The sequence below is a fragment of the Microbacterium sp. GXS0129 genome (assembly GCF_044769785.1).
GTDB classification, from domain to species: domain Bacteria; phylum Actinomycetota; class Actinomycetes; order Actinomycetales; family Microbacteriaceae; genus Microbacterium; species Microbacterium nymphoidis.
The window spans coordinates 998,016-1,019,017 of record NZ_JBIZVZ010000001.1; the positions used below are offsets into that span (position 1 = coordinate 998,016).

Annotated in this window: 20 protein-coding genes; 14 read left to right on the forward strand and 6 right to left on the reverse strand. The window is 69.2% G+C overall.

Going from position 1 to position 21,002, the window contains the following annotated elements:
* The first annotated feature begins 97 nt into the window (after positions 1–97).
* From ACIQJ5_RS04435 to prfA, 8 genes are all read left to right on the forward strand, one after another.
* A complete protein-coding gene (locus ACIQJ5_RS04435; protein WP_402841296.1) occupies positions 98–1,486 on the forward strand; it encodes a DUF2252 domain-containing protein in 1,389 nt (462 codons plus the stop codon).
* Positions 1,487–1,541: 55 nt separating this feature from the next.
* Positions 1,542–3,206 carry an arginine--tRNA ligase gene (gene argS, locus ACIQJ5_RS04440; RefSeq protein WP_402841299.1) on the forward strand — a complete coding sequence of 555 codons (1,665 nt, stop codon included), beginning with the start codon at positions 1,542–1,544 and terminating at the stop codon, positions 3,204–3,206.
* Between the two features lies 1 nt (position 3,207).
* A complete protein-coding gene (locus tag ACIQJ5_RS04445) occupies positions 3,208–3,978 on the forward strand; it encodes an LmeA family phospholipid-binding protein (RefSeq protein WP_402841302.1) in 771 nt (256 codons plus the stop codon).
* A 143-nt stretch (positions 3,979–4,121) separates the two neighbouring features.
* Entirely contained in the window at positions 4,122–5,564 is a 1,443-nt protein-coding gene (gene lysA / locus ACIQJ5_RS04450) for a diaminopimelate decarboxylase (RefSeq protein ID WP_402841305.1), read from the forward strand.
* Entirely contained in the window at positions 5,561–6,862 is a 1,302-nt protein-coding gene (locus tag ACIQJ5_RS04455) for a homoserine dehydrogenase (protein WP_402841307.1), read from the forward strand. Before lysA ends, ACIQJ5_RS04455 begins: the two co-directional genes overlap by 4 nt.
* Before the next feature lie 69 nt (positions 6,863–6,931).
* The gene (thrB, locus tag ACIQJ5_RS04460) at positions 6,932–7,867 is read left to right on the forward strand and encodes a homoserine kinase (RefSeq protein WP_231092721.1); all 936 of its coding nucleotides are present in this window, start codon (positions 6,932–6,934) and stop codon (positions 7,865–7,867) included.
* A 95-nt stretch (positions 7,868–7,962) separates the two neighbouring features.
* Complete coding sequence (gene rho / locus ACIQJ5_RS04465; protein WP_402841311.1) at positions 7,963–10,068, forward strand: transcription termination factor Rho; 2,106 nt, start codon at positions 7,963–7,965, stop codon at positions 10,066–10,068.
* 18 nt (positions 10,069–10,086) lie between these two features.
* Positions 10,087–11,166, forward strand: coding sequence for a peptide chain release factor 1 (gene prfA / locus ACIQJ5_RS04470; protein WP_231092723.1), 1,080 nt, complete (start codon positions 10,087–10,089; stop codon positions 11,164–11,166).
* Between the two features lie 60 nt (positions 11,167–11,226).
* Here prfA and ACIQJ5_RS04475 read toward each other — a convergent pair whose 3' ends face one another.
* The 6 genes from ACIQJ5_RS04475 to cysK all read right to left on the reverse strand — a co-directional run bounded on the left by ACIQJ5_RS04475 (position 11,227) and on the right by cysK (position 16,074).
* Entirely contained in the window at positions 11,227–11,637 is a 411-nt protein-coding gene (locus ACIQJ5_RS04475) for a GNAT family N-acetyltransferase (protein ID WP_402841315.1), read from the reverse strand.
* Between the two features lie 111 nt (positions 11,638–11,748).
* Positions 11,749–12,711: an SRPBCC family protein gene (locus ACIQJ5_RS04480; RefSeq protein WP_402841318.1), complete on the reverse strand. Its 963-nt coding sequence runs from the start codon at positions 12,709–12,711 to the stop codon at positions 11,749–11,751.
* The gene (locus tag ACIQJ5_RS04485) at positions 12,708–12,953 is read right to left on the reverse strand and encodes a hypothetical protein (protein ID WP_231092726.1); all 246 of its coding nucleotides are present in this window, start codon (positions 12,951–12,953) and stop codon (positions 12,708–12,710) included. Before ACIQJ5_RS04485 ends, ACIQJ5_RS04480 begins: the two co-directional genes overlap by 4 nt.
* A 50-nt stretch (positions 12,954–13,003) precedes the next feature.
* Positions 13,004–14,398, reverse strand: a complete 1,395-nt coding sequence (locus ACIQJ5_RS04490) for an amidase (protein ID WP_402841322.1) — start codon at positions 14,396–14,398, stop codon at positions 13,004–13,006.
* Positions 14,399–14,438: 40 nt separating this feature from the next.
* A complete protein-coding gene (epsC, locus tag ACIQJ5_RS04495) occupies positions 14,439–15,008 on the reverse strand; it encodes a serine O-acetyltransferase EpsC (RefSeq protein ID WP_231092728.1) in 570 nt (189 codons plus the stop codon).
* A 127-nt stretch (positions 15,009–15,135) separates the two neighbouring features.
* On the reverse strand, positions 15,136–16,074 hold the full coding sequence (gene cysK / locus ACIQJ5_RS04500) for a cysteine synthase A (protein ID WP_402841325.1): 939 nt from the start codon (positions 16,072–16,074) through the stop codon (positions 15,136–15,138).
* A gap of 155 nt (positions 16,075–16,229) precedes the next feature.
* Here cysK and prmC point away from each other — a divergent pair, with 155 nt between their 5' ends.
* The 6 genes from prmC to atpE all read left to right on the forward strand — a co-directional run bounded on the left by prmC (position 16,230) and on the right by atpE (position 20,975).
* The gene (gene prmC, locus ACIQJ5_RS04505; RefSeq protein ID WP_402841327.1) at positions 16,230–17,105 is read left to right on the forward strand and encodes a peptide chain release factor N(5)-glutamine methyltransferase; all 876 of its coding nucleotides are present in this window, start codon (positions 16,230–16,232) and stop codon (positions 17,103–17,105) included.
* Between the two features lie 135 nt (positions 17,106–17,240).
* Entirely contained in the window at positions 17,241–18,020 is a 780-nt protein-coding gene (locus tag ACIQJ5_RS04510) for an L-threonylcarbamoyladenylate synthase (protein ID WP_231092731.1), read from the forward strand.
* Positions 18,017–19,183 carry an MraY family glycosyltransferase gene (locus tag ACIQJ5_RS04515; protein WP_231092732.1) on the forward strand — a complete coding sequence of 389 codons (1,167 nt, stop codon included), beginning with the start codon at positions 18,017–18,019 and terminating at the stop codon, positions 19,181–19,183. Before ACIQJ5_RS04510 ends, ACIQJ5_RS04515 begins: the two co-directional genes overlap by 4 nt.
* Entirely contained in the window at positions 19,180–19,731 is a 552-nt protein-coding gene (locus tag ACIQJ5_RS04520; RefSeq protein ID WP_231092733.1) for a hypothetical protein, read from the forward strand. The genes ACIQJ5_RS04515 and ACIQJ5_RS04520 overlap by 4 nt, the downstream gene beginning before the upstream one ends.
* Positions 19,732–19,879: 148 nt before the next feature.
* Entirely contained in the window at positions 19,880–20,695 is an 816-nt protein-coding gene (gene atpB / locus ACIQJ5_RS04525) for a F0F1 ATP synthase subunit A (protein ID WP_231092734.1), read from the forward strand.
* Positions 20,696–20,738: 43 nt separating this feature from the next.
* Positions 20,739–20,975: an ATP synthase F0 subunit C gene (gene atpE, locus ACIQJ5_RS04530; RefSeq protein ID WP_231092735.1), complete on the forward strand. Its 237-nt coding sequence runs from the start codon at positions 20,739–20,741 to the stop codon at positions 20,973–20,975.
* Positions 20,976–21,002 lie beyond the last annotated feature (27 nt).

Genomic DNA, 21,002 nt, shown 5'->3' on the forward strand with positions numbered 1-21,002 from the left:
GCCCGTTCGCGGATTCCCGGAGCCGGCGCGCATGTGCGCTCCTGTGCGGTCATCGCGTTGCTGAGACGCCGTGCTCACGGGTTGCTACCGTATGCCCATGACAGCAGGGGATACCGCGGTGCACGTTCCGGACTCCCGGGCGCGGCAGCGAGAGCACGGACGAGACCTTCGCCGGGAGACACCGCGGTCTGCGCTCGCGGACACCGGGAGCGATGCCGATCGCGACCCGATCGGGATCCTGCGCGCTCAGAACGTCGACCGGCTGGCGGAGCTCGTCCCGCTGCGTCGCGAGCGGATGAGTGAATCGCCCTTCGCGTTCTACCGCGGTGCCGCAGCCGTCATGGCGGCCGACCTGGCCCGCACCCCGCGCACCGGAGTGGAGGTTCAGCTGTGCGGCGATGCGCACCTGTCGAACTTCGGGCTGTTCGCCGCTCGCGACCGCGACCTCATCTTCGACCTCAACGACTTCGACGAGACGGCTCCCGGTCCGTGGGAGTTCGATCTGAAGCGTCTGGTCACCAGCGTCGCGATCCTCGCCCGTCAACTCGGCCTCGGTGATGTCGACGAGGCTGATGCGGCCGCACGCACGTCTCTCGCGTACCGGATCGCGCTGTCGCGCTTCGCGGACATGGAGGCAGCCGAGCGCTTCTTCACGAGGATCTCGGCGAAGCGGATCCTGAAGGTCCTGGGCCGCGCCGGACTCGACGACGATGCCACCAGCGCCGCGACCAAGACCGTGCGCAAGGCGGAACGGAACACCTCGGAGCGCGCCCTCGGCAAGCTCACCGCCATCCGGGCGGACGGCGTGCGCCGCATCGTCGACCAGCCGCCGCTGACCACGCGCGTCGCGGGATGGGAGAGTGCCACGGCGGACGACCTCTTCCGCGGTTACGCCGACACCCTCGACGCCGATGCCGCGGCGCTGCTGTCCCAGTTCCGGGTGACCGATGCGGTGGTCAAGGTGGTCGGGGTCGGCAGCGTGGGCACCCGGTGTCTGCTCGTACTCACGACCAACGCCGACGATGAGGCGCTGTTCCTGCAGATCAAGGAGGCATCAGCGTCGGTGCTGGAGACGCACGCCGGCGCCGTCGCCGAAGCCGAACCCGGGATCCGCGTGGTGCGTGGCCAGCGCATCATGCAGGCATCCGGCGACCCGTTCCTCGGCTCCCTGCGTGCCGATAACGGCCGATCGTTCTACGTCCGGCAGTTCCGTGACAAGAAGGGCGGCGTGGACCCGATGCAGCTGCAGGGTGCCGATCAGATCGCCGCCTATGCCGGGCTCTGCGCCGTCGCCCTCGCCCGGGCGCACGCGCAATCCGGATTCGCGGCCACGATCTCGGGCTATCTCGGCGGCGGGCGCGGACTCGGCGCGGCCGATCACGCTCTGGCCCGGTTCGCCCTCGCATACGCAGACCGCAACGAGGCGGATCACGCCGCGCTCATCGCCGCGAGCGAGACCGACTGGTACCTGCCGGCCGGGGCTTAGCGGCTCGCCTCGCCCGCACGGGGGCGGGGAAGGGGCCGCATAGAATAGGGGGATCATGAATCCCGATTCGCTCGCCTCCGCCCTGTTCGACGTCGTCGCCCCCATCCTCGCGGAGCGACGCCCCGGCGAGGACCTCGGGGTGAGCGCTGCCGACATCACGCTGGAGCGCCCGAAGAACCGCGACCACGGCGACTGGGCGACCAACATCGCCATGAAGCTCGCGAAGAAGGTCGGCACAAACCCGCGGGAGCTGGCGCAGCAGATTGCCGACGCCGCATCGTCGATCGACGGTGTCGGTTCCGTCGAGGTCGCCGGGCCCGGATTCATCAACATCCGGCTGGAGGCCGGCGCCGCGGGTGAGCTCGCGCGCACCATCGTGACGGCCGGCGACACGTACGGTCACGCCGACACCCGCTCCGACGAGAACATCAACCTGGAGTTCGTATCGGCGAACCCGACCGGGCCGATCCACCTCGGCGGCACTCGGTGGGCCGCCGTGGGCGATTCGCTCGCGCGCATCCTGCAGTCCCAGGGCGCCTCGGTCACCCGCGAGTACTACTTCAACGACCACGGCGGACAGATCGACCGGTTCGCTCGCAGTCTCCTCGCCGCGCACCTCGGAGAGCCCACGCCGGAGGACGGCTACGGCGGCGCGTACATCGGCGAGATCGCCGCACGTGTCGTGCCGCTCTACGACGGCGATCTCTCCGTGCTGTCGCGGGAGGAGCAGCAGGAGGTGTTCCGCAGCATCGGCGTGGAGCTGATGTTCGCGGAGATCAAGCAGAGCCTGCACGACTTCGGTGTCGACTTCGACGTCTACTTCCACGAGAACTCGCTGCACGAGTCGGGTGCAGTGGAGCGCGCCGTGGCGCGTCTGCAGGAGCTCGGCCACATGTACGAGAAGGACGGCGCGCTGTGGCTGCGCACCACCGACTTCGGCGACGACAAGGATCGCGTCGTCATCAAGTCGGACGGCGACGCGGCCTACATCTCGGGCGACATCGCCTACTACCTCGACAAGCGCGAGCGGGGCTTCAACCGTGAGGTCATGATGCTCGGCGCCGACCACCACGGCTACGTCAAGCGTCTGATGGCCGTCGTCGCCGCCTTCGGCGACGAGCCGTACGTGAACCTGCAGGTGCTCATCGGCCAGATGGTGAACCTGGTGCAGGACGGCAAGCCGGTTCGCATGTCCAAGCGCGCGGGAACGGTCGTCACGATGGAGGACCTGGTCGGCATCGTCGGTGTCGACGCGGCGCGGTACGCCCTCACGCGCAGCTCGACCGACTCGAACCTCGACATCGATCTGGACGTGCTGCGCAAGCGCACGAACGACAACCCGGTGTTCTACGTGCAGTACGCGCACGCCCGGACGTTCAACGCGGCCCGGAACGCCGAGGCGGCCGGAGTCGATCGCTCCGTCTTCGCCCCCGAGACGCTGACGCACGAGACCGAGTCGGCGCTCCTAGGCGCGCTGCAGGAGTTCCCGCGACTGGTCGCGTTCGCCGCGGACGTCCGCGAGCCCCACCGCGTCGCCCGCTACCTCGAGGAGATCGCGGGGCTCTACCACCGCTGGTACGACAACTGCCGCATCGTTCCCCTCGGCGATGCGCCGGTGGAGCCGGTGCACCACAGCCGCCGCTGGCTGAACGACGCCACCGGTCAGGTCCTGCGCAACGGCCTCCAGCTCCTGGGCGTCAGCGCCCCCGAGCGGATGTGACATGACCACCGATGCCACCATGGCCGGCGCGCGCCCGAAGCGGCGTCGCTGGCCGTGGGTGCTCGCTGCGGTGGTTGTGCTGCTCGTCGCTGTCGTCGTCGCTGCCGAACTGATCGCCCGTGCGGTCGTGCCCGGGATCGTGGCCGACAAACTCCGTACCGCTCTCTCGCTTCCGGCCGACCACCCCGTCCAGGTGGGCGTCGACGGCTGGGCTCTCCCGCAGGTGATCGGCCAGCGCCTCGACCATGTCACCGCTTCCTCGGACGGCGTGGCCCTCGGGGCGCTGACCGCCGATGTCTCGGGCACAGCCGAGGGAGTGCGGTTCGACGGCGCGATGGAGTCGGCTCAGATCAGTGCGGACATCTCCGCCGATCAGATCCTCGCTCTCGTGTCCACGGCGGGCGTGCCCGTGGAGGACGTTTCGTTCGGCGACGGTGTGGTCACGGGGTCAGCGGCGCTGTCGGTGTTCGGTCAGCACATCCCGCTCGCCCTCACGCTCGCCCCTGCCGTGGCGGACGGCGATCTGCAGCTCACCGCCGAAAGCGTGGACGTGGGCGGGCTCACGCTCAGCGCGGATGGGGTGCGCGAGAGGTTCGGGAGCCTCGCCGACTCCGTCATCGGCCCCTGGCCGGTATGCCTGCGCGGTCAGCTCCCCGCCGGGGTGCGGCTCACCGCGGTCACGGTCAGCCCCGATGCTCTCGTGGCTACCGCCGACCTCGATGGACGTATCGCGCTGGATCCGTCGTTGCAGGCGATGGGAACCTGCGACTGACCCCAGCCGGGTTTTTCCCGATCCTCCTGCGCCGATGACGCGGAAGGTCACCTGGACGGGGCCGGCATGCCGGTTGCCCTAGACTTTTGGGACGATCCGACGCGCCTCAGCGCAGCGACCGCACCCGTCCAGATTGGTCCACCATGTCTTCCGCCCTGCCCGACAGCCTTGCTCCCGGGTGGCTTCATGAGCCTGCCGACGCCAACGCCCTGGCCGCGGGGGTCTGGCCGGCTCGCTCCGGTCGTGATGCCCGCGGCCGCCTGATGCTCAACGGCATCCCCGCCACCCGCCTGGCGGAGACCTATGGCACCCCGGTGCTCGTGCTCGATGAGGACGAAGTCCGCGAGCGCGCGCGCGGTGCCGCACACGCCTTCGCCGCGGCCGCAGAGCGCCACGGCACCACCGCGCGGGTGTACTACGCGGGCAAGGCCTTCCTCTCCACCCAGATCGCTCGGTGGGTGACGGAAGAGGGCCTGAAGGTCGACGTCTGCAGTCCCGGCGAACTGGCGGTCGCGCTGCGTGCAGGCGTGGCTGCGGCCGACATCGGCTACCACGGCAACAACAAGAGCAGTGCAGCTCTCGCCGAGGCGCTGGAGGCCGGCCTGCGCACGATCGTGGTCGACAACATCGACGAGCTGCGACGCCTCGATGCCGTCGCGCGGGCCGCCGGCACGTGTGTCCGCGTGGTGCTGCGCGTCCAGAGCGGCGTGCACGCCGAGACGCACGACTTTCTCGCCACCGCGCACGAAGACCAGAAGTTCGGTCTCTCCGCCCTCGATGCCGAGGCGGCTGCCGCTCTCATCCATGAGACGGACGCCCTCGATCTCGTCGGGGTGCACTGTCATATCGGCTCGCAGATCTTCGGCGTGGCCGGCTTCCGCGAATCGGCCTCGCGCGTCATCGACCTCTCCATCCGTCTCGGTGGCGGCGAACCGCTGCCCGTCCTGAACCTCGGCGGCGGGTTCGGCATCGCCTACACCTCCGCCGACGACCCGACGCCGCTGCCGGTGCTCGCCGATGCGATCATCCAGGCTGTGGCAGAGGTTGCCGCTGAGCGCGGTGTGGCGCTGCCCGAGCTCGCCTTCGAACCCGGCCGTGCGATCGTCGGCACCGCCGGGGTGACGCTCTACCGGGTCGGGTCCGTGAAAGACGTCACGGTGGAGACGTCTCACGGCACGGGGCAGCGCACCTACGTCGCCGTGGACGGCGGAATGAGCGACAACGCCCGCCCCGCGCTGTACGGAGCCCAGTACTCGGCGCGCCTGGCCGACCGGACCAGCTCCGCTGCCCCCGCCCTCACCCGCGTGGTGGGCATGCACTGCGAATCCGGCGACATCGTGGTGGATCACGAGTACCTTCCCGGCGACGTCGCCGACGGCGACCTGCTGGCGGTGCCGGTCACGGGCGCCTATTGCGCATCGCTCGCCAGCAACTACAACCACGTTCCGCGCCCGCCGGTGGTCGCCGTCTCCGGCGGCACCGCGCGGGTCATCGTCCGTGGTGAGACCATCGCCGACCTGCTCGCGCGCGACGCGGGTGTGGACGGCGCGAATGAGCCGGTCATCGGCTCGGAGGAGAACGCATGATCGACTACCGACGCCTCCGCATCGCCCTGCTCGGAGCCGGCTCCGTCGGCTCGCAGGTGGCCAGACTCCTGCTGGAGCAGCGCACCGAACTGGCTGACCGCGCCGGTGCCGATCTGGAGCTCGTCGGCATCGCGGTGCGCGACGTGAACGCACCCCGCGACACCGAGCTGCCTCGTGAACTCTTCACCACGGATGCGGCCGCCCTCATCCACGGAGCCGATATCGTGATCGAACTCATGGGCGGACTGGAGCCCGCGCGCGAGCTCATCCTGGAGGCCATCAACTCCGGTGCCGACGTGGTCACCGGCAACAAGGCGCTGCTGGCCACGAGCGGTCCCGAGATATTCGAGGCCGCTGAGCAGGTGGGCGCCTCGGTGTCTTACGAGGCGGCCGTGGCCGGAGCCATCCCGATCATCCGCCCGCTGCGCGACTCCCTCGCCGGAGACCGCGTCAAACGGATCATGGGGATCGTCAACGGCACCACCAACTACATCCTGGACCGTATGGACACCGAGGGTGCCGACTTCGACGCGGTGCTCGCGGACGCACAGCGCCTGGGGTATGCCGAGGCCGACCCCACCGGAGACGTCGAGGGCTTCGACGCGGCGCAGAAGGCCGCCATCCTCGCCAGCCTCGCCTTCCACACCGCCGTGCCGCTCGAATCGGTGCACCGTGAGGGGATAACGACCGTCACCGCCTCGATGATCGAGGCCGCACGTCACGCCGGTTTCGTCATCAAGCTGCTGGCAGTCGCCGAGCGCATGGACACCGACGGGCAGGAGAGCATCTCGGTGCGCGTCTACCCGGCGCTCGTGCCCCGCGAGCACCCCTTGGCGAGCGTTCACGGCGCGAACAACGCCGTCTTCGTGGAGGCTGAGGCCGCCGGCCCTCTCATGTTCTACGGTGCCGGCGCGGGTGGCGTGCAGACGGCCTCGGCCGTGCTCGGAGACGTGGTCTCCGCCGCCCGCCGCCACATCGCCGGCGGCGTGGGCGTGGGGGAGTCCACGCGCGCGAACCTGCCGATCCTCCCGATCGGCGCTGTGACCACCCGCTACCAGATCACCCTGGAAGTGACGGATCAACCCGGTGTGCTCGCGACCGTCGCAAGCATCCTCAGCGACGGCGGCGTGTCCGTTGCGACGGTCGAACAGACTGTCGTCGACGGCGCTGGTACGGCCCGCATCGTGATCGGCACGCACACCGCACGCGAAGAAGACCTGAGCAGCACCGTTCAGCGGCTTTCGGCCAGCGACGTCGTCCGCGCCGTGAGCAGCGTGCTGCGCGTTGAAGGAGAGTGACGTGGCACGTTCCACGAGCGGACGAGTCCGCGATGCCGTCGACCCCCGCCCGGTAAGGCCGCGCCTCGCATGAGCGCTCGCACGGTGGCGGTGCGCGTTCCCGCGACGAGTGCCAACCTGGGTCCGGGCTTCGATACGCTCGGCCTGGCCCTGAGCGTCTACGACGACCTGACGGTGACAGAGCTGCCCGCAGGGGAGCTCGACATCGAGGTCACCGGGTCGGGTTCCGAGGACATCCCGCGGGATGAGTCGCACCTGGTCGTGCGGACGATCCGGCATGTGTTCGATGAGTACGGGGTGCCACAGCCCGGCCTCCGCCTGGTGGCGCACAACGTCATCCCGCACGGCCGCGGGATGGGATCCTCCGGCGCGGCCGTGGTGGCCGGCATCCTGGCCGCCAAGGGGCTGCTCGAAGGCCGCGTTGAGCTGAGCGACGCCGATCTGCTGCGCATCGCGACGGAGATCGAGGGCCACCCCGACAACGTGGCACCGGCCCTGTTCGGCGGTCTCACGATCGCATGGATGACTCCTGAGGGACCGGCTCACAAGAAGCTGCTGGTGCATCGCGGCGTCTCCCCGGTGGTGTTCGTCCCCGACTTCACGATGTCGACCTCGCTGGCTCGCAGCCTGCAGCCCACCCAGGTGCCGCGCGAGGACGCGGTGTTCAACGTGTCGCGCTCGGCCCTGCTGATCGCCGCGCTCATCCAGAGCCCGGAACTGCTGCTGTCCGCCACGGAGGACAAGCTGCACCAGGACTACCGTGCGCAGGCGATGCCCGCCACGATCGAGCTGGTCAGGGCGCTGCGCGCCGAGGGATTCCCCGCGGTCGTATCGGGTGCCGGTCCTTCGGTGCTCGTGCTGGCGGACGGCCCGGGTGCGCGTGCGGCGGCTGTCGAGCTCGCCGCCGGTGTCCCGGGTGCGACATGGGATGCGCGCATGCTCGCCGTCGATTTCAAAGGTGCTACAGTGAGGAACATATCGGGGGATTCCACGCCCGGAGCGTGATCTGACCTCCGATCGCAATTCTGCGAAAACCTCTGCATCATCCCATCGGGAGAACGCAACTTCCCTCCCGATGGTCGTGCTCGTCCGAGTGACGAATGCAGAGATGTCTGACACTTCCCATATTCAGAGGAGCACTCGTGGAGTCGAACTCCGACATCGAGAACACCCCTGCCGTCGAGGCGGCACCCGCCGCCGAGGCAGCACCCGCCCGCAAGCGCGCACCGCGACGTGCGACGACGGCGTCGGCGGCCAAGGCAGCAGCCGACGCATCTGCCGAGGCCGCACCCGCCGCAGACGCGGCGCCGGCTGCGGAAGAGCCCCCGGCCAAGGCGCCGCGCAAGCGCGCACCTCGCCGCAGCACTGCCGCCGATGCGGCCGAGGCGCCCGCGGCCGAGGCATCCGCCGCTGAAGCGCCGAGCGCCGAGGCTGCAAGCACGGAGGAGGCGCCGAAGAAGCGCCCGTCGCGCGCCCGGAAGCCGAAGGCCGACGCCGAGGCCCCTGCGGAGGCCAGCGCAGACGCCGCTCCCGCCACCGACGCCGCGGCAGAGGCCGAGGCTCCCGCCAAGCCCAAGCGCACCCGTGCCACCAAGGCCGCTGCCGCTCAGGCCGCGGCGGAGGAGAACGCCGCGCCGGTCGCCGGAGCCGAGGGCGCAGTCGATGCTTCGCGCCCGGAGTCCGCTGACAAGGCAGCGACGGCTCCCGCAGCCGATGCCCCGCAGACGCCGGACAGCGGCGAGCAGGCCGAGGGCGGCGAGCAGGCCGAGGGCGGCCGCCGCACCCGTAACCGCAACCGGAACCGGAACCGCAACGGTGGCGATGGTTCGCAGAACGGCAACGGTCAGCAGAACAACGGCGGCCAGAACAACGGTGGCCAGAACAACGGCGACCGCCAGCAGAACGCCGGCGGCCGCAACAACCAGAACCAGAACCACGGGGATGACGAGGGCGGCTCGCGCAGCCGCAAGCGCACGAACCGCCGCGGCGCCAACCAGCAGCAGGACGAGTTCGAGCCGGAGATCGGCGAGGACGATGTCCTGATCCCGATCGCGGGCATCCTGGATGTGCTGGACAACTACGCGTTCGTGCGCACCACCGGCTACCTCGCCGGCCCGAGCGACGTGTACGTCTCTCTCGGACAGGTGAAGAAGTACAACCTGCGCAAGGGCGACGCCGTGGTCGGTGCGATCAAGCAGCCCCGCGAGGGTGAGCAGAGCGGCCGCCAGAAGTACAACGCGCTGGTGAAGGTGGACTCGATCAACGGCCTGTCGGTCGACGATGCGGCCGCTCGCGTGGAGTTCGGCAAGCTGACCCCGCTGTACCCGCAGGATCGGCTCCGCCTCGAGACCGCGCCGGAGAAGCTGACCCAGCGCATCATCGACCTGGTCGCCCCGATCGGCAAGGGTCAGCGCGGGCTGATCGTCGCACCCCCGAAGGCGGGCAAGACGATCGTGCTGCAGCAGATCGCCGATGCCATCGCGCAGAACAACCCCGAGGTCCACCTCATGGTCGTGCTGGTCGACGAGCGTCCGGAAGAGGTCACCGACATGCAGCGCCGGGTGAAGGGCGAGGTCATCGCCTCCACCTTCGACCGTCCTGCCGAGGACCACACCACCGTGGCGGAGCTGGCCATCGAGCGCGCCAAGCGCCTCGTGGAGCTGGGGCGCGACGTGGTCGTGCTGCTCGACTCCATCACTCGCCTCGGACGCGCATACAACATCTCGGCCCCCACGTCGGGTCGCGTGCTCACCGGTGGCGTGGACGCTTCGGCGCTCTACCCGCCGAAGCGCTTCTTCGGCGCCGCGCGCAACATCGAGAACGGCGGCTCGCTGACGATCCTCGCGACCGCGCTCGTGGAGACCGGCTCCAAGATGGACGAGGTCATCTTCGAGGAGTTCAAGGGCACCGGCAACTCCGAGCTGCGTCTCAGCCGTCAGCTCGCGGACAAGCGCATCTTCCCGGCGGTGGATGTCAACGCGTCCTCGACGCGTCGCGAGGAGATGCTGCTCAGCCCCGACGAGGTCAAGATCACCTGGAAGCTGCGTCGCGCCCTCGCCGGCCTCGACCCGCAGCAGGCGGTGGAGGTCATCCTGGGCAAGCTCAAGGAGACGTCCTCCAACGTGGAGTTCCTCGTGCAGATGCAGAAGTCCATTCCGGCTCCCACCGGCGGCTCCTCGCACGCGCACGAGAACAACATCCGCTGAGCCACGATCCAGACGCTGATGTTCGAGTCCGTTCAGGCTCTGATCGACGAGCACCGCGAGGTCGAGCGGGAGCTCGCCGATCCGGAGGTGCACGCCGACGCCGCCCGTGCCAAGCGGGTGAACCGGCGCTACGCCGAACTCAGCAGGATCGTGAAGGCTCATGAGGACTGGGTGGCGGCGGGGGAGGACCTCGCCGCCGCTCGGGACCTCGCCAAGGAGGATGACGCGTTCGCTGCGGAGATCCCGGCGCTCGAGGAGCAGCTGGCGCTCGCGCAAGAGAAGCTGCGCCGCCTGCTGATCCCGCGTGACCCCGACGACGCTCGCGATGTGATCATGGAGATCAAGGCGGGAGAAGGCGGCGCGGAAAGCGCGCTGTTCGCCGCCGACCTGCTGCGGATGTACTCGCAGTACGCCGCGCATCAGGGGTGGAAGGTCGAACTGCTGGAGCGCAACGAAAGCGATCTCGGCGGGTACAAGGACGTCCAGGTCGCCATCAAGGGCTCCTCGTCCGATCCGTCGCAGGGCGTGTGGGCCCACCTCAAGTACGAGGGCGGGGTGCACCGCGTGCAGCGGGTGCCCGCCACGGAATCTCAGGGGCGCATTCACACCTCCACGACCGGCGTGCTGGTGTTCCCCGAAGTCGATGAACCCGAGGAACTGCACATCGACCCGAACGATCTGAAGATCGATGTCTACCGCTCGTCGGGTCCGGGCGGGCAGTCGGTGAACACCACCGATTCCGCGGTTCGGATCACCCACGTCCCGTCCGGGATCGTGGTGTCCATGCAGAACGAGAAGAGCCAGTTGCAGAATCGCGAGGCCGGCATGCGCGTGCTGCGTGCCCGGCTCCTCGCCAAGCAGCAGGAGGAACTCGCCGCCGCCGCATCCGATGCGCGCAAGTCGCAGATCCGCGGCATGGACCGCTCAGAGCGGATCCGCACATACAACTTCCCGGAGAACCGCATCGCGGATCATCGCACGGGCTACAAGGCCTACAACCTGGACGCCGTACTCGATGGCGCCCTGGAGCCGGTGATCGCCTCGTGCATCGAGACCGACGAGCAGGAGCGACTGTCCGCTCTCGGCGACCAGTCCTGACGACGCACGCCAGCCGAGCCCGCACGCGCGGTGGCGCCGGGTTCGGCTGACATCCGCCGGTCAGGTGAGCGTCATGAACTGGGTGGGATCCTCGAGGGGCTCGAAACCGTATGACGCGTAGAGGCCGTGGGCGTCCGCAGTGATCAGCATGACGCGGCGCAGGTTCAGCGGCTCCAGCTCGGCGGTGATCCCGGACATGAGGAGCTTGCCGATACCTTCGCCGCGGCGATCGGGGTCGACGAAGACGTCGCAGAGCCACGCGAAGGTGACGCCGTCGGTGATGATGCGGGCATACCCGACCTGATCCCCGGACTCGGCGTCATAGACGCCGTAGGCGCGGGAGTTCGCGATCGCCGCGGCGTGACGCTCGCGGGCTCGGCCCCGCCCCCAGTACGACTCCTCAGCGATCCATCGGTGGGTGCGGTCGATGTCGATGCGGGCGGGGTCGGCGGAGAACTCGTAGAGGGTCATGTGGCAACGCTAAGACCCGGCCGGTCCGCTGAGACCAGTCCAGCGCGCCGGTGGTGGCCGGTCCTCCGCGACGTGCAGCGCCCCCCGGCCACGGGGACCGGCCATCTCCCATCAGCGGAACGTCCCGGCGATCGCGTGCGCCGTACTACGTGCGCCCTGGTTCGCCGCCCACCGCGTGATCGGGCGGAGCAGCCTGCCGAGAGGAAAGCCGCCGGAGACGGTGCGGTGCCACTCCACCGTGACCTGCAGACGCGTCCCGCCCGCCGACGGCGCCAGATCGAGGAACAAGTGCTGCCGGTTCGCGCGCGCGAGCGCCGGATACGTCACCGCCCACACGACCCTCGTCGGCTCGGCGGCGTCGATGAGCTGCCACTGCTGCAGACGGGCGCCTTCGCGCATGCGCAATGGACGACCGTCGGGGCCGGTCGCGGGAGCGTTCGTCAGCCAGAGCCCCCCTTCCTGCTCTCGCGCCGGCTCCCCGACGGCGGGCGCCCATTCGTGCAGGCGAGCCGGATCGCAGACCAGCGCCCAGACCGTGTCGATCGGCGCCGCGACGTGGGCGCTGGCGCTGCCGCTGAGCACGTCCGTGGCGGCGCGACGCTGCGACGAGGGTGCATCGGCCGCCGCGTCGAGCACCCGCTCGAGCTCCGTGCGATCCAGCCCGGTGTGCGCCAGCACGTCGGCGACGTGACCGCTGGGCTCGTCGAGCACAGCGCGGAGGATGCTCGCGGAAAAGTCTCGGCTGGCGGGGACCGACTGGAACAGCTGCAGCACACGCGGACTCCACGTGCACCGTGCGGTCCGCCGCGCGGAGGAGTCATCGGGCTCCACGGCATCCGCGCTCACCCCGAGTGCCGAGAGCCGCTGCGATCGGGTGGCGGCGATCGCTGCGCGCATGCTCTCCCGGTCCAGGCCGCCCGATCGCAGCGCCTGTCCACCGAGCCCGTCGTCCAGGGTGAGCGCGACCAGCAGATCGTCCAGATCCGCGACCGATCGGTGATGCCGTGCCGCTTCCGTGAAGCCCGCCATCGAGAGGGTCTGGGACGTGCCCACGGTGGCGGCGATGCGATTCACGACGACCTCCGCGGCAGGGCGATCGTCGGATCGACGCGGCGGCTGTACTTCTTGTGGACGGCCTGCCGCGTCACGCCGAGGGATGCGGCGATCTCGGTCCAGCTCATCCCGGCGCGCAGAGCCGCCTCGACCTGTCGCAACTCGAGTGATTCGGTGAGCTCTCGTAGCGAGACGACGGCACGCAGCCCCGCGCGCGGATCGGAGGTGTCGGTGGCCACATCCACCATCGTGATCTGGGTCATGCTGTCAACCTAGGTTGCTTCTAGGAAGTTGTCAACCAAGGTTGCGAATGTCATTCGAACCCGGGGGGCCGGGGGAGCGCGCCCCGCTCGGCTTCCAGTCGCCCCGCGAGCGCGAGGATCGCACGCTCGCCGCCGGGCCGTCCCACAAGCTGGACGCTCCAGGGACGACCGCTTGGGCCCGCGAGGATCGGGACCGTGATCGCGGGAAGACCCGCGACGTTCACCCAGCTGGTGTGCGGCGCGTACTCGACCTGCTGGGCGAAGGTGCGCTCGGCATCCTCGGTGCGATACCACCCGAGCGGGCGGGGGTCGAGGGCGAGCGCGGGCGTGAGGACGGCGTCGTACCGCGCGAAGGTCTCGATGGTGCGACGCTCGAACAGCCGCGCTGCGGCATAGGCGGACACCAGTCGCCGCGCGTCGAGATCACGACCCTCGCGCACGAGCCAGGCCGTGATCGGCTCCACCCGGGCGAGTGCGTCCTCGTCGAGCGGGAGGGTCGCGGCACTGGCGCGCCACAGTGTGCCGAACAGTTCCGGGTATCCGGTCGGCTGCCAGTCGGCGCTCTCCACGTCGGCGCCGGCGGCTGCGAGGACCGTCGCAGCGTGGTCGTAGGCTGCCCGCGCATGGGGATCCAGCACGATGTGCATGGCGTGGTCCCAGGGGGTGGTCAGCGTCATGCCCAGGCGCAGTCCCGTGATCTCCGCGCGCGCAGCATCGGCGAACGGACCCGTCCCCGGAGCCACCACCGATCGGTGAGACGGCGCGATCGCGGCGAGCACGTCCAGGAGCAGGGCGGCGTCTCCGACCGTACGCGTGATCGGGCCGTTGACCGCGAGGGCGTCATACGAGTCCAGTCCGGCACCGATCGGCAGCCGCCCCCGGGACGGCTTCAGCCCGACAACGGCACAGGTGGCAGAGGGGATGCGGATCGAACCGCCCCCGTCCGAGGCCGGAGCCCACGGGAGCAGACCTGCCGACACGGCCGCTGCGGCGCCGCCGCTGGAGCCCCCTGCACCGGTGGCGAGATCCCACGGATTACGGGCTGCTGGACCCACACGGGGCTCCGTGAAGCCGGTGAGGCCGAACTCCGGTGTCGTGGTCTTGCCCAGACTGATCCCGCCGGCGGCGTCGAGGGCTTCGGCCAGCGGATCGGACGTGACGGGGATGTGATCGCTGAAGGCTCGCGAGCCGTAGCGGGTGGGCACTCCGGCGCGGGCCACGAGATCCTTGTCGCCGAACGGGACGCCGTACAGGGGTCCGCGGGGCAGATCACCGGCTGCTCGCCGCAGCGCGGCATCCGCGGTGACCTCGGTGAAAGCGCCGACCTGCGTGCCCAGCCGATCGATCCGCTCCAGATAGTGCCCGACCACCTCGGTCGGACTCAGCGCGCCGGTGGCGATCTCGGCGGTGAGTTCGCCGACGGTCAGGTCATGGATCCGGGTCACCGTTCGAGCCTATGCGCTGCGGCTGACCGGATGAGCGAGATCAGATCATGTACTCGGGCGCGGTGAGCACCGCGCGTGTGTCTTCCCCCGGGACGCGGGGCCGCGCTTTCGCGGGGATGCCGATGAGGACGGAGTCCGCGGGGGCGTCACGCGTGACGACGGCGTTGGCGCCGATCGCGGAGCGCGCGCCGATGGTGATGTCGCCGAGCACCTTCGCTCCGGCGCCGATGGCCACACCGTCCTCGATGGTGGGGTGGCGCTTGCCTGCTGCGTGGGTGCGTCCGCCGAGGGTGACGCCGTGGTACATCATGACGTCATCGCCCACGATCGCGGTCTCCCCGATCACCACGCCCGCGCCGTGATCGATGAAGAACCTCCGTCCGATCGTGGCGCCCGGATGGATCTCGATGCCGGTGAGGAAGCGCGCGAACTGTGATCCGGCCCGCGCGACGAAGCGCAGATTCCGGCGCCATAGCCAGTGATTGAGCCGGTGCGCCCACAGCGCGTGCAGTCCCGGGTACAGCAGCGCGATTTCCACCGAGGTGCGCGCCGCCGGATCACGCAGGCGCGCGGCAGCGAGATCCTCGCGCAGGCGGGACAGAGCGGTCATGATCCCATCCTGCCGCCTTCGGGGAGCAACCGGCCGAGTATGACGCGCTGGCTGCGACGACGGCGCCTCCCGAAACGATGAGCGGGCCGGATCGATGCGATCCGGCCCGCTCAGATGCGGCGGTGGCTCAGCCCTCCCGAAGGTCCTCGAAGAGCGCGGTGGTGATGTAGCGCTCGCCGGTGTCGGGGATGACGACCACGATGCGCTTGCCCGCGGCCTCAGGACGCCGGGCGATCTCCAGCGCCGCCCACACCGCCGCGCCGGCGGAGATGCCGGCGAGGATGCCCTCGTTCGAGGCCAGTGCGCGGGAGGACGCGATGGAGTCCTCGAACGTGACGTCGATGACCTCGTCGATGACGTCCCGGTTCAGGATCGGCGGGATGAAGTTCGGCCCGATTCCCTGGATCTTGTGGGGTCCCGGGGTCCCCTCCGTCAGCAGGGGCGAGTCCTTCGGCTCCACGGCGACGATCGTGATGCCGGGCACCTTCTCCTTCAGCACCTCGCCGACGCCGGTGATGGTGCCGCCGGTGCCGATGCCCGCCACGAAGTAGTCGATCGCCCCGTCGGTGTCGCGCAGGATCTCCGCAGCGGTGGTGCGGCGGTGAACGGCCGGGTTCGCCTCGTTCGCGAACTGGCTCGCCAGAATCGCGCCCGGGGTCTCGGCCACGATGCGCTCGGCCTCGGCGACCGCGCCCTTCATCCCGCCGGCGGGGTCGGTGAGGACCAGTTCCGCGCCGAACGCCTTCAGCAGCACGCGACGCTCGACGGACATCGACGCGGGCATCGTGAGGATCACCTTGTAGCCGCGTGCGGCACCCACGAGGGCGAGGCCGATGCCGGTGTTGCCGCTGGTGGCCTCGACGATCGTGCCACCGGCGGGCAGAGTGCCGGACTCCTCCGCGGCATCGACCAGCGCCACCGCCAGGCGGTCCTTCACCGACGAGCCCGGGTTGAAGTACTCGAGCTTGGCCACCACTTCGGCGCCGGCGCCTTCCGTGAGGCGATTCAGGCGCACCAGCGGGGTGTCGCCGAACGTGGAGGTGATGTCTTCGTGAATACCAGCCATGTGCGGGGCCTTTCGGGTTGTGCGAGCAGCGTTGCCAGTCCTGGCACGATACGACGCCCGGCTGACCGACTTGCGTAATGTGACGCCGCTTGACGAGGCGATGACCGCAATAGGCTGGGGGAGCGTCGCCCGGACGCTGCCGAGGAAGAGGACCGATGACGACGGATTCGACGCTCACCCTGCGTGCCGCCCTGCAGGCGGGCGCCGCCGTGCTCGCCGAGGCCGGCATCCTCGACGCGGCGGTGGACGCGGAGCTCCTCGCCGCTCACGTACTCGAGCTGTCCCGCGGGGGTGTGCAGGCTGCCGTCGTCACGGGGAGGGACCTGAACTCACAGGAGGCTGCCGCGTTCGATGCGGCGATCGCGCGGCGGGCAGAGCGCGTGCCGCTGCAGCACATCACCGGACGCGCGCCGTTTCGTCATCTCGAGCTCTCCGTCGGACCGGGCGTCTTCGTCCCGCGCCCGGAGACCGAGATCCTCGCCCAGTTCGCGATCGACGCGCTCGCGGCCGTGCCGTCGCCGCGTCCACTCGCCGTCGATCTCGGAACCGGTTCCGGTGCGATCGCGATTGCCCTGGCCACCGAGGTGCCCCACGCGCGGATTGTCGCGGTGGAGCGCAGCGCGGATGCGTATCGGTGGGCCGCGCGCAACGTGGCACGACTCACCGACGGCAACCTCGAACTGCGTCACGGCAGTTTCGCGGACGCGCTCGACGATCTGAACGCACAGGTGTCGGTGGTCGCCTCGAACCCGCCCTACGTCCCGGCCGACGCGATTCCGCGAGATCCGGAGGTGCGCCTGCACGACCCGCGCGAGGCGCTGTACAGCGGCGAGGACGGCCTGGATGACATCCGGACCATCTCGCGGGTGGGGCTGCGTCTTGCACACTCGGGCGGCATGATCGTGCTCGAGCACGGCGAGTGGCAGGGTCAGGGCGTGCGGGACATCCTCACCTCGGACGGCTGGGTGGCCGCCGCGACGCACGCCGACCTCACCCATCGCGATCGCGTGACCACGGCCGTCCGCCCCTGATCGCCTCCGCCGTCCGCCGCGTCTTCACCGGGGGACTTCCGTGCGTGGACGGGAAGTCGTGCAACGCGGCGATTCTCGCCCGCCGACGGAAGTTTCACGGGAACCGCGGGACGCGCGCCGTAGACTGGGGCTGCCATGTCTCCTGTCTTCGACTGCTCTGATGAAACGCAGCTGCTCAGCGGCATGCGTCACGCCCGCCAGGCCATCGCCCGGGGCGAGCTGATCGTCCTTCCCACCGACACCGTGTACGGCGTGGGAGCCGACGCGTTCAGCCCTGCCGCCGTGCAGCGGCTGCTGGACGGAAAGGGACGCGGACGCGATCAGCCACCGCCCGTGCTGGTCGGCAGCGTCGCCGCGATGACCGCGCTGGTCAGCGAGGTTCCCGATGCGGTCAACGATCTGATCGAGGCGTTCTGGCCCGGCGGGCTCACCATCGTGCTCCCCGCCCAGGAGAGTCTGGTGTGGGACCTCGGGGAGACGCGCGGCACGGTCGCCGTGCGCATGCCCGATCACCGCATCGCCCGGGAACTGCTGATGGAGACCGGGCCGCTGGCCGTCTCCAGCGCCAACCTCACCGGTCAGCCCGCCGCCCGCAATGCCGCCGAGGCGCAGGACATGCTCGGCGACGCCGTTGCCGTCTATCTCGACGGGGGAGAGGTGGCCGAGGGCATCGCCTCGACGATCGTCGACGCGACGACCCTGGTCCGCGCGGCCGATCTGCCGGACGGGCAGCAGCCGGTGGTGCGGGTGCTGCGCGAAGGGGCGATCTCCCGCGAGCGGCTGCGGGAGGTGCTCGGCGACCTCCTCGAGGCCGATCCGGTGGCGGTTTCCATCGCCCTCACCTCCGATGCGGATGCTGACGCCTCCGATGACGCGGCGAGCGTGGAAGGCCCTCCCGGCGGCGAGAACGCGTGAAGCAGTATCTCTTCGCCATCATCCTCACGGGAGCCATGTCGCTCATGCTCTCGTGGGGCGTGTGGCAGTTGAGCATGCGCTTCAAGCTGTACCCCGGAATCCGCGAGCGGGACGTGCACACCACGCCCACCCCACGCCTGGGCGGGATCGCGATCTTCCTTGCGATCGCCCTGATGGTGCTCATCTCCCGCGCGAATCCATACTTCGCGCCCTTCTGGGCGGACCCGGCCCCCATCATCTCCGTGCTGATCGCCTCCGCCCTGATCGTCGGTGTCGGGGCAGCAGACGACATCTGGGATCTGGACTGGATGATCAAGCTCGGCGCGCAGTTCATCGCCGCGGGCATCATCACCATCGGGGGCGGGCTCCAGATCATCGCCCTGCCCATCGGCGGCATCATGGTCGGCTCCAGCTGGATCAGCATCGTCGCGACCATGATCGTGATCGTCGTGGTGATGAACGCCGTCAACTTCATCGACGGCCTGGACGGGCTCCTCACCGGTACCGTGCTCATCGCCGCGGGAGTCCTCTTCGCGTACTCCTACATGCTGGTGCGCGATACCGGCGGCGACAACAACTTCAACCTCGCCACGTTCCTCGCCGCAGTGATCGTGGGCGCATGCGCCGGGTTCCTGCCGCTGAACTGGAGACCCGCCAAGCTCTTCATGGGCGACTCCGGCGCGCTGCTGCTCGGACTGCTGCTGGGAACCTGCACCATCGCGATCCTGAGCCGGATCACCCCCGAGATGCTCGACCCGGACACCTTCGGCCAGTCCATGCTGCTCGGGGCCTTCATCCCGATCCTGCTGCTGCCGATCATCATCGTGATCTTCCCGCTCACCGACTTCGTGCTCGCCGTGCTCCGCCGCATGGGCGCAGGCAAGAGCCCGTTCGCGCCCGACCGCAAGCACCTGCACCACCGCATGCTCGACCTCGGCCACTCCGATCGCGACTCCACGCTCATCTTCTACGCCTGGACCGCCGTGCTGTCGCTGTCCGTGCTGCTGATGTACGTGGCGGTGCGAGAGCGCTGGCCCGGTGGGTACTGGCTCGGCATCGCCTTCGCAGCAGTCGGCCTCGCCGCATGCGCCGTGGTCACCTTCATCCCACCCGAAACCGCGCGCCGCACACGACGGCGTGCCCTCCAGGAGGCCTCGAAATGACCCCCGCAGCTCCCGTCGCCAGCAACCCCGTCCTCCGGCGGGTCCTCACCGTCGCGGGGATCGTCACCGCCGTGCTCGCCGTCGCCGGTGCGGTGATCGGCTTCGCCGTGTCCGGAACGTCCGGTCTCTTCAGCGCCCTGGTGGGTGTCGTGCTGGCCGCCCTGTTTCTCGGTATCACCGGCGCCAGCATCCTGATCGCGAATCGCTGGAACGGCGATCCGCTGTACCCCACCCTGTTCTTCTCCATCGTCCTCGGCGGCTGGGTGATCAAGTTCGTGATCTTCATCGTCGCGCTGTTCCTGCTGCGGGGGGCCCCGTGGCTGGACTCGATGGTGTTCTTCATCGCCCTGGTGGTCAGCATCCTGGCGACCCTCGTCGTCGACGTCATCGTCATGATGAAGATGCGCATCCCGTACGTGTCGGATGCCGACCTGCCCACCTCGTTCGACGACGAGGAAGAGGCGACGCAGCCGGCAGCGGGGGAGGATACGCCCGCCGCTCGGGAGGAGTCCTCCCGCAACGCGGAGAAGCCGTTGGATCGCGCGTGATTCGATTCGTGACATCCCAAAAATCTTGATAGGCTGAAGAAGTTCCCCTGGCCTGTGGTGCGCCTCTTGTGCGCGAAGGTCGGGATGACGCCGTCTCACCCATCGTCGTATCGGCTCGCCCGGTGCCCCGAAGTTGGAGCCGCAACCTGTGATCCACGCCGCGAGCATTATCGCCGCTGCCGCCTCGTCTGATGACGAGAACGGCTTCCACGCCCCCTCCATCTGGGAGTTCTTCCCCGATATCGTTCTGTTCGAGGGCACGCCGTTCGCGATCAACCGGATCCACCTGATCCAGATCCTGGTCACCGTCGTGCTCGTGCTGATCCTCTGGCTCGGCACCCGCAAGATGAAGCTGATCCCCGGACGCGGTCAGTCGATCGTCGAGATGGGCTTCGACTTCGTGCGCGTCAACATCGCTCACGACCTCCTGGGGCGCAAGGACGGCAACCGCTTCCTTCCGATCCTCACGACGCTGTTCTTCATGATCCTGTTCATGAACCTGACCGGTGTCATCCCGGGTCTGAACCTGGCGGGTACCTCGATCATCGCGATGCCGCTGTTGCTGGCCGTGGTGGCCTACGTGACCTTCATCTACGCCGGTCTGAAGAAGAGCCCCAAGGGCTTCATCAAGAACTCACTGTTCCCCTCGGGCGTGCCGTGGCCGATCTACTTCCTGGTCACGCCGCTGGAGTTCATCTCGACCTTCATCATCCGTCCCGTCACCCTGACGCTGCGACTGCTGATGAACATGATGGTCGGCCACCTCATGCTGGTGCTGTTCTTCTCGGCCACGTGGTTCTTCTTCTTCCACGCAGGCGGGTTCTTCCCGATCCTCGGTGTCGGCACGCTCGCAGCGGGCTTCGCCTACACCATCTTCGAGCTCCTGGTGGCCTTCCTCCAGGCGTATGTCTTCACCATCCTGACTGCGGTCTACATCCAGCTCGCAGTCGCAGACGAGCACTGAGCGGGTCGGCACAAGCCGCACCCACCCAACGAAAGGAAAAACCGTGGACGCTACCACGATTCTCGCCGAGGTCTCCGGAAACGTCGGAACGATCGGCTACGGCCTCGCGGCCATCGGTCCCGCCATCGGTGTGGGCATCGTCGTCGGCAAGACGATCGAGGGTGTCGCCCGCCAGCCCGAGCTGCAGGGTCGCCTCCAGGTCATGATGTGGATCGGTATCGCCTTCACCGAGGCCCTCGCCTTCATCGGCATCGCGACCTACTTCATCTTCCAGGGCTGATTTCACCCCACTGACACGTAAGGAGAC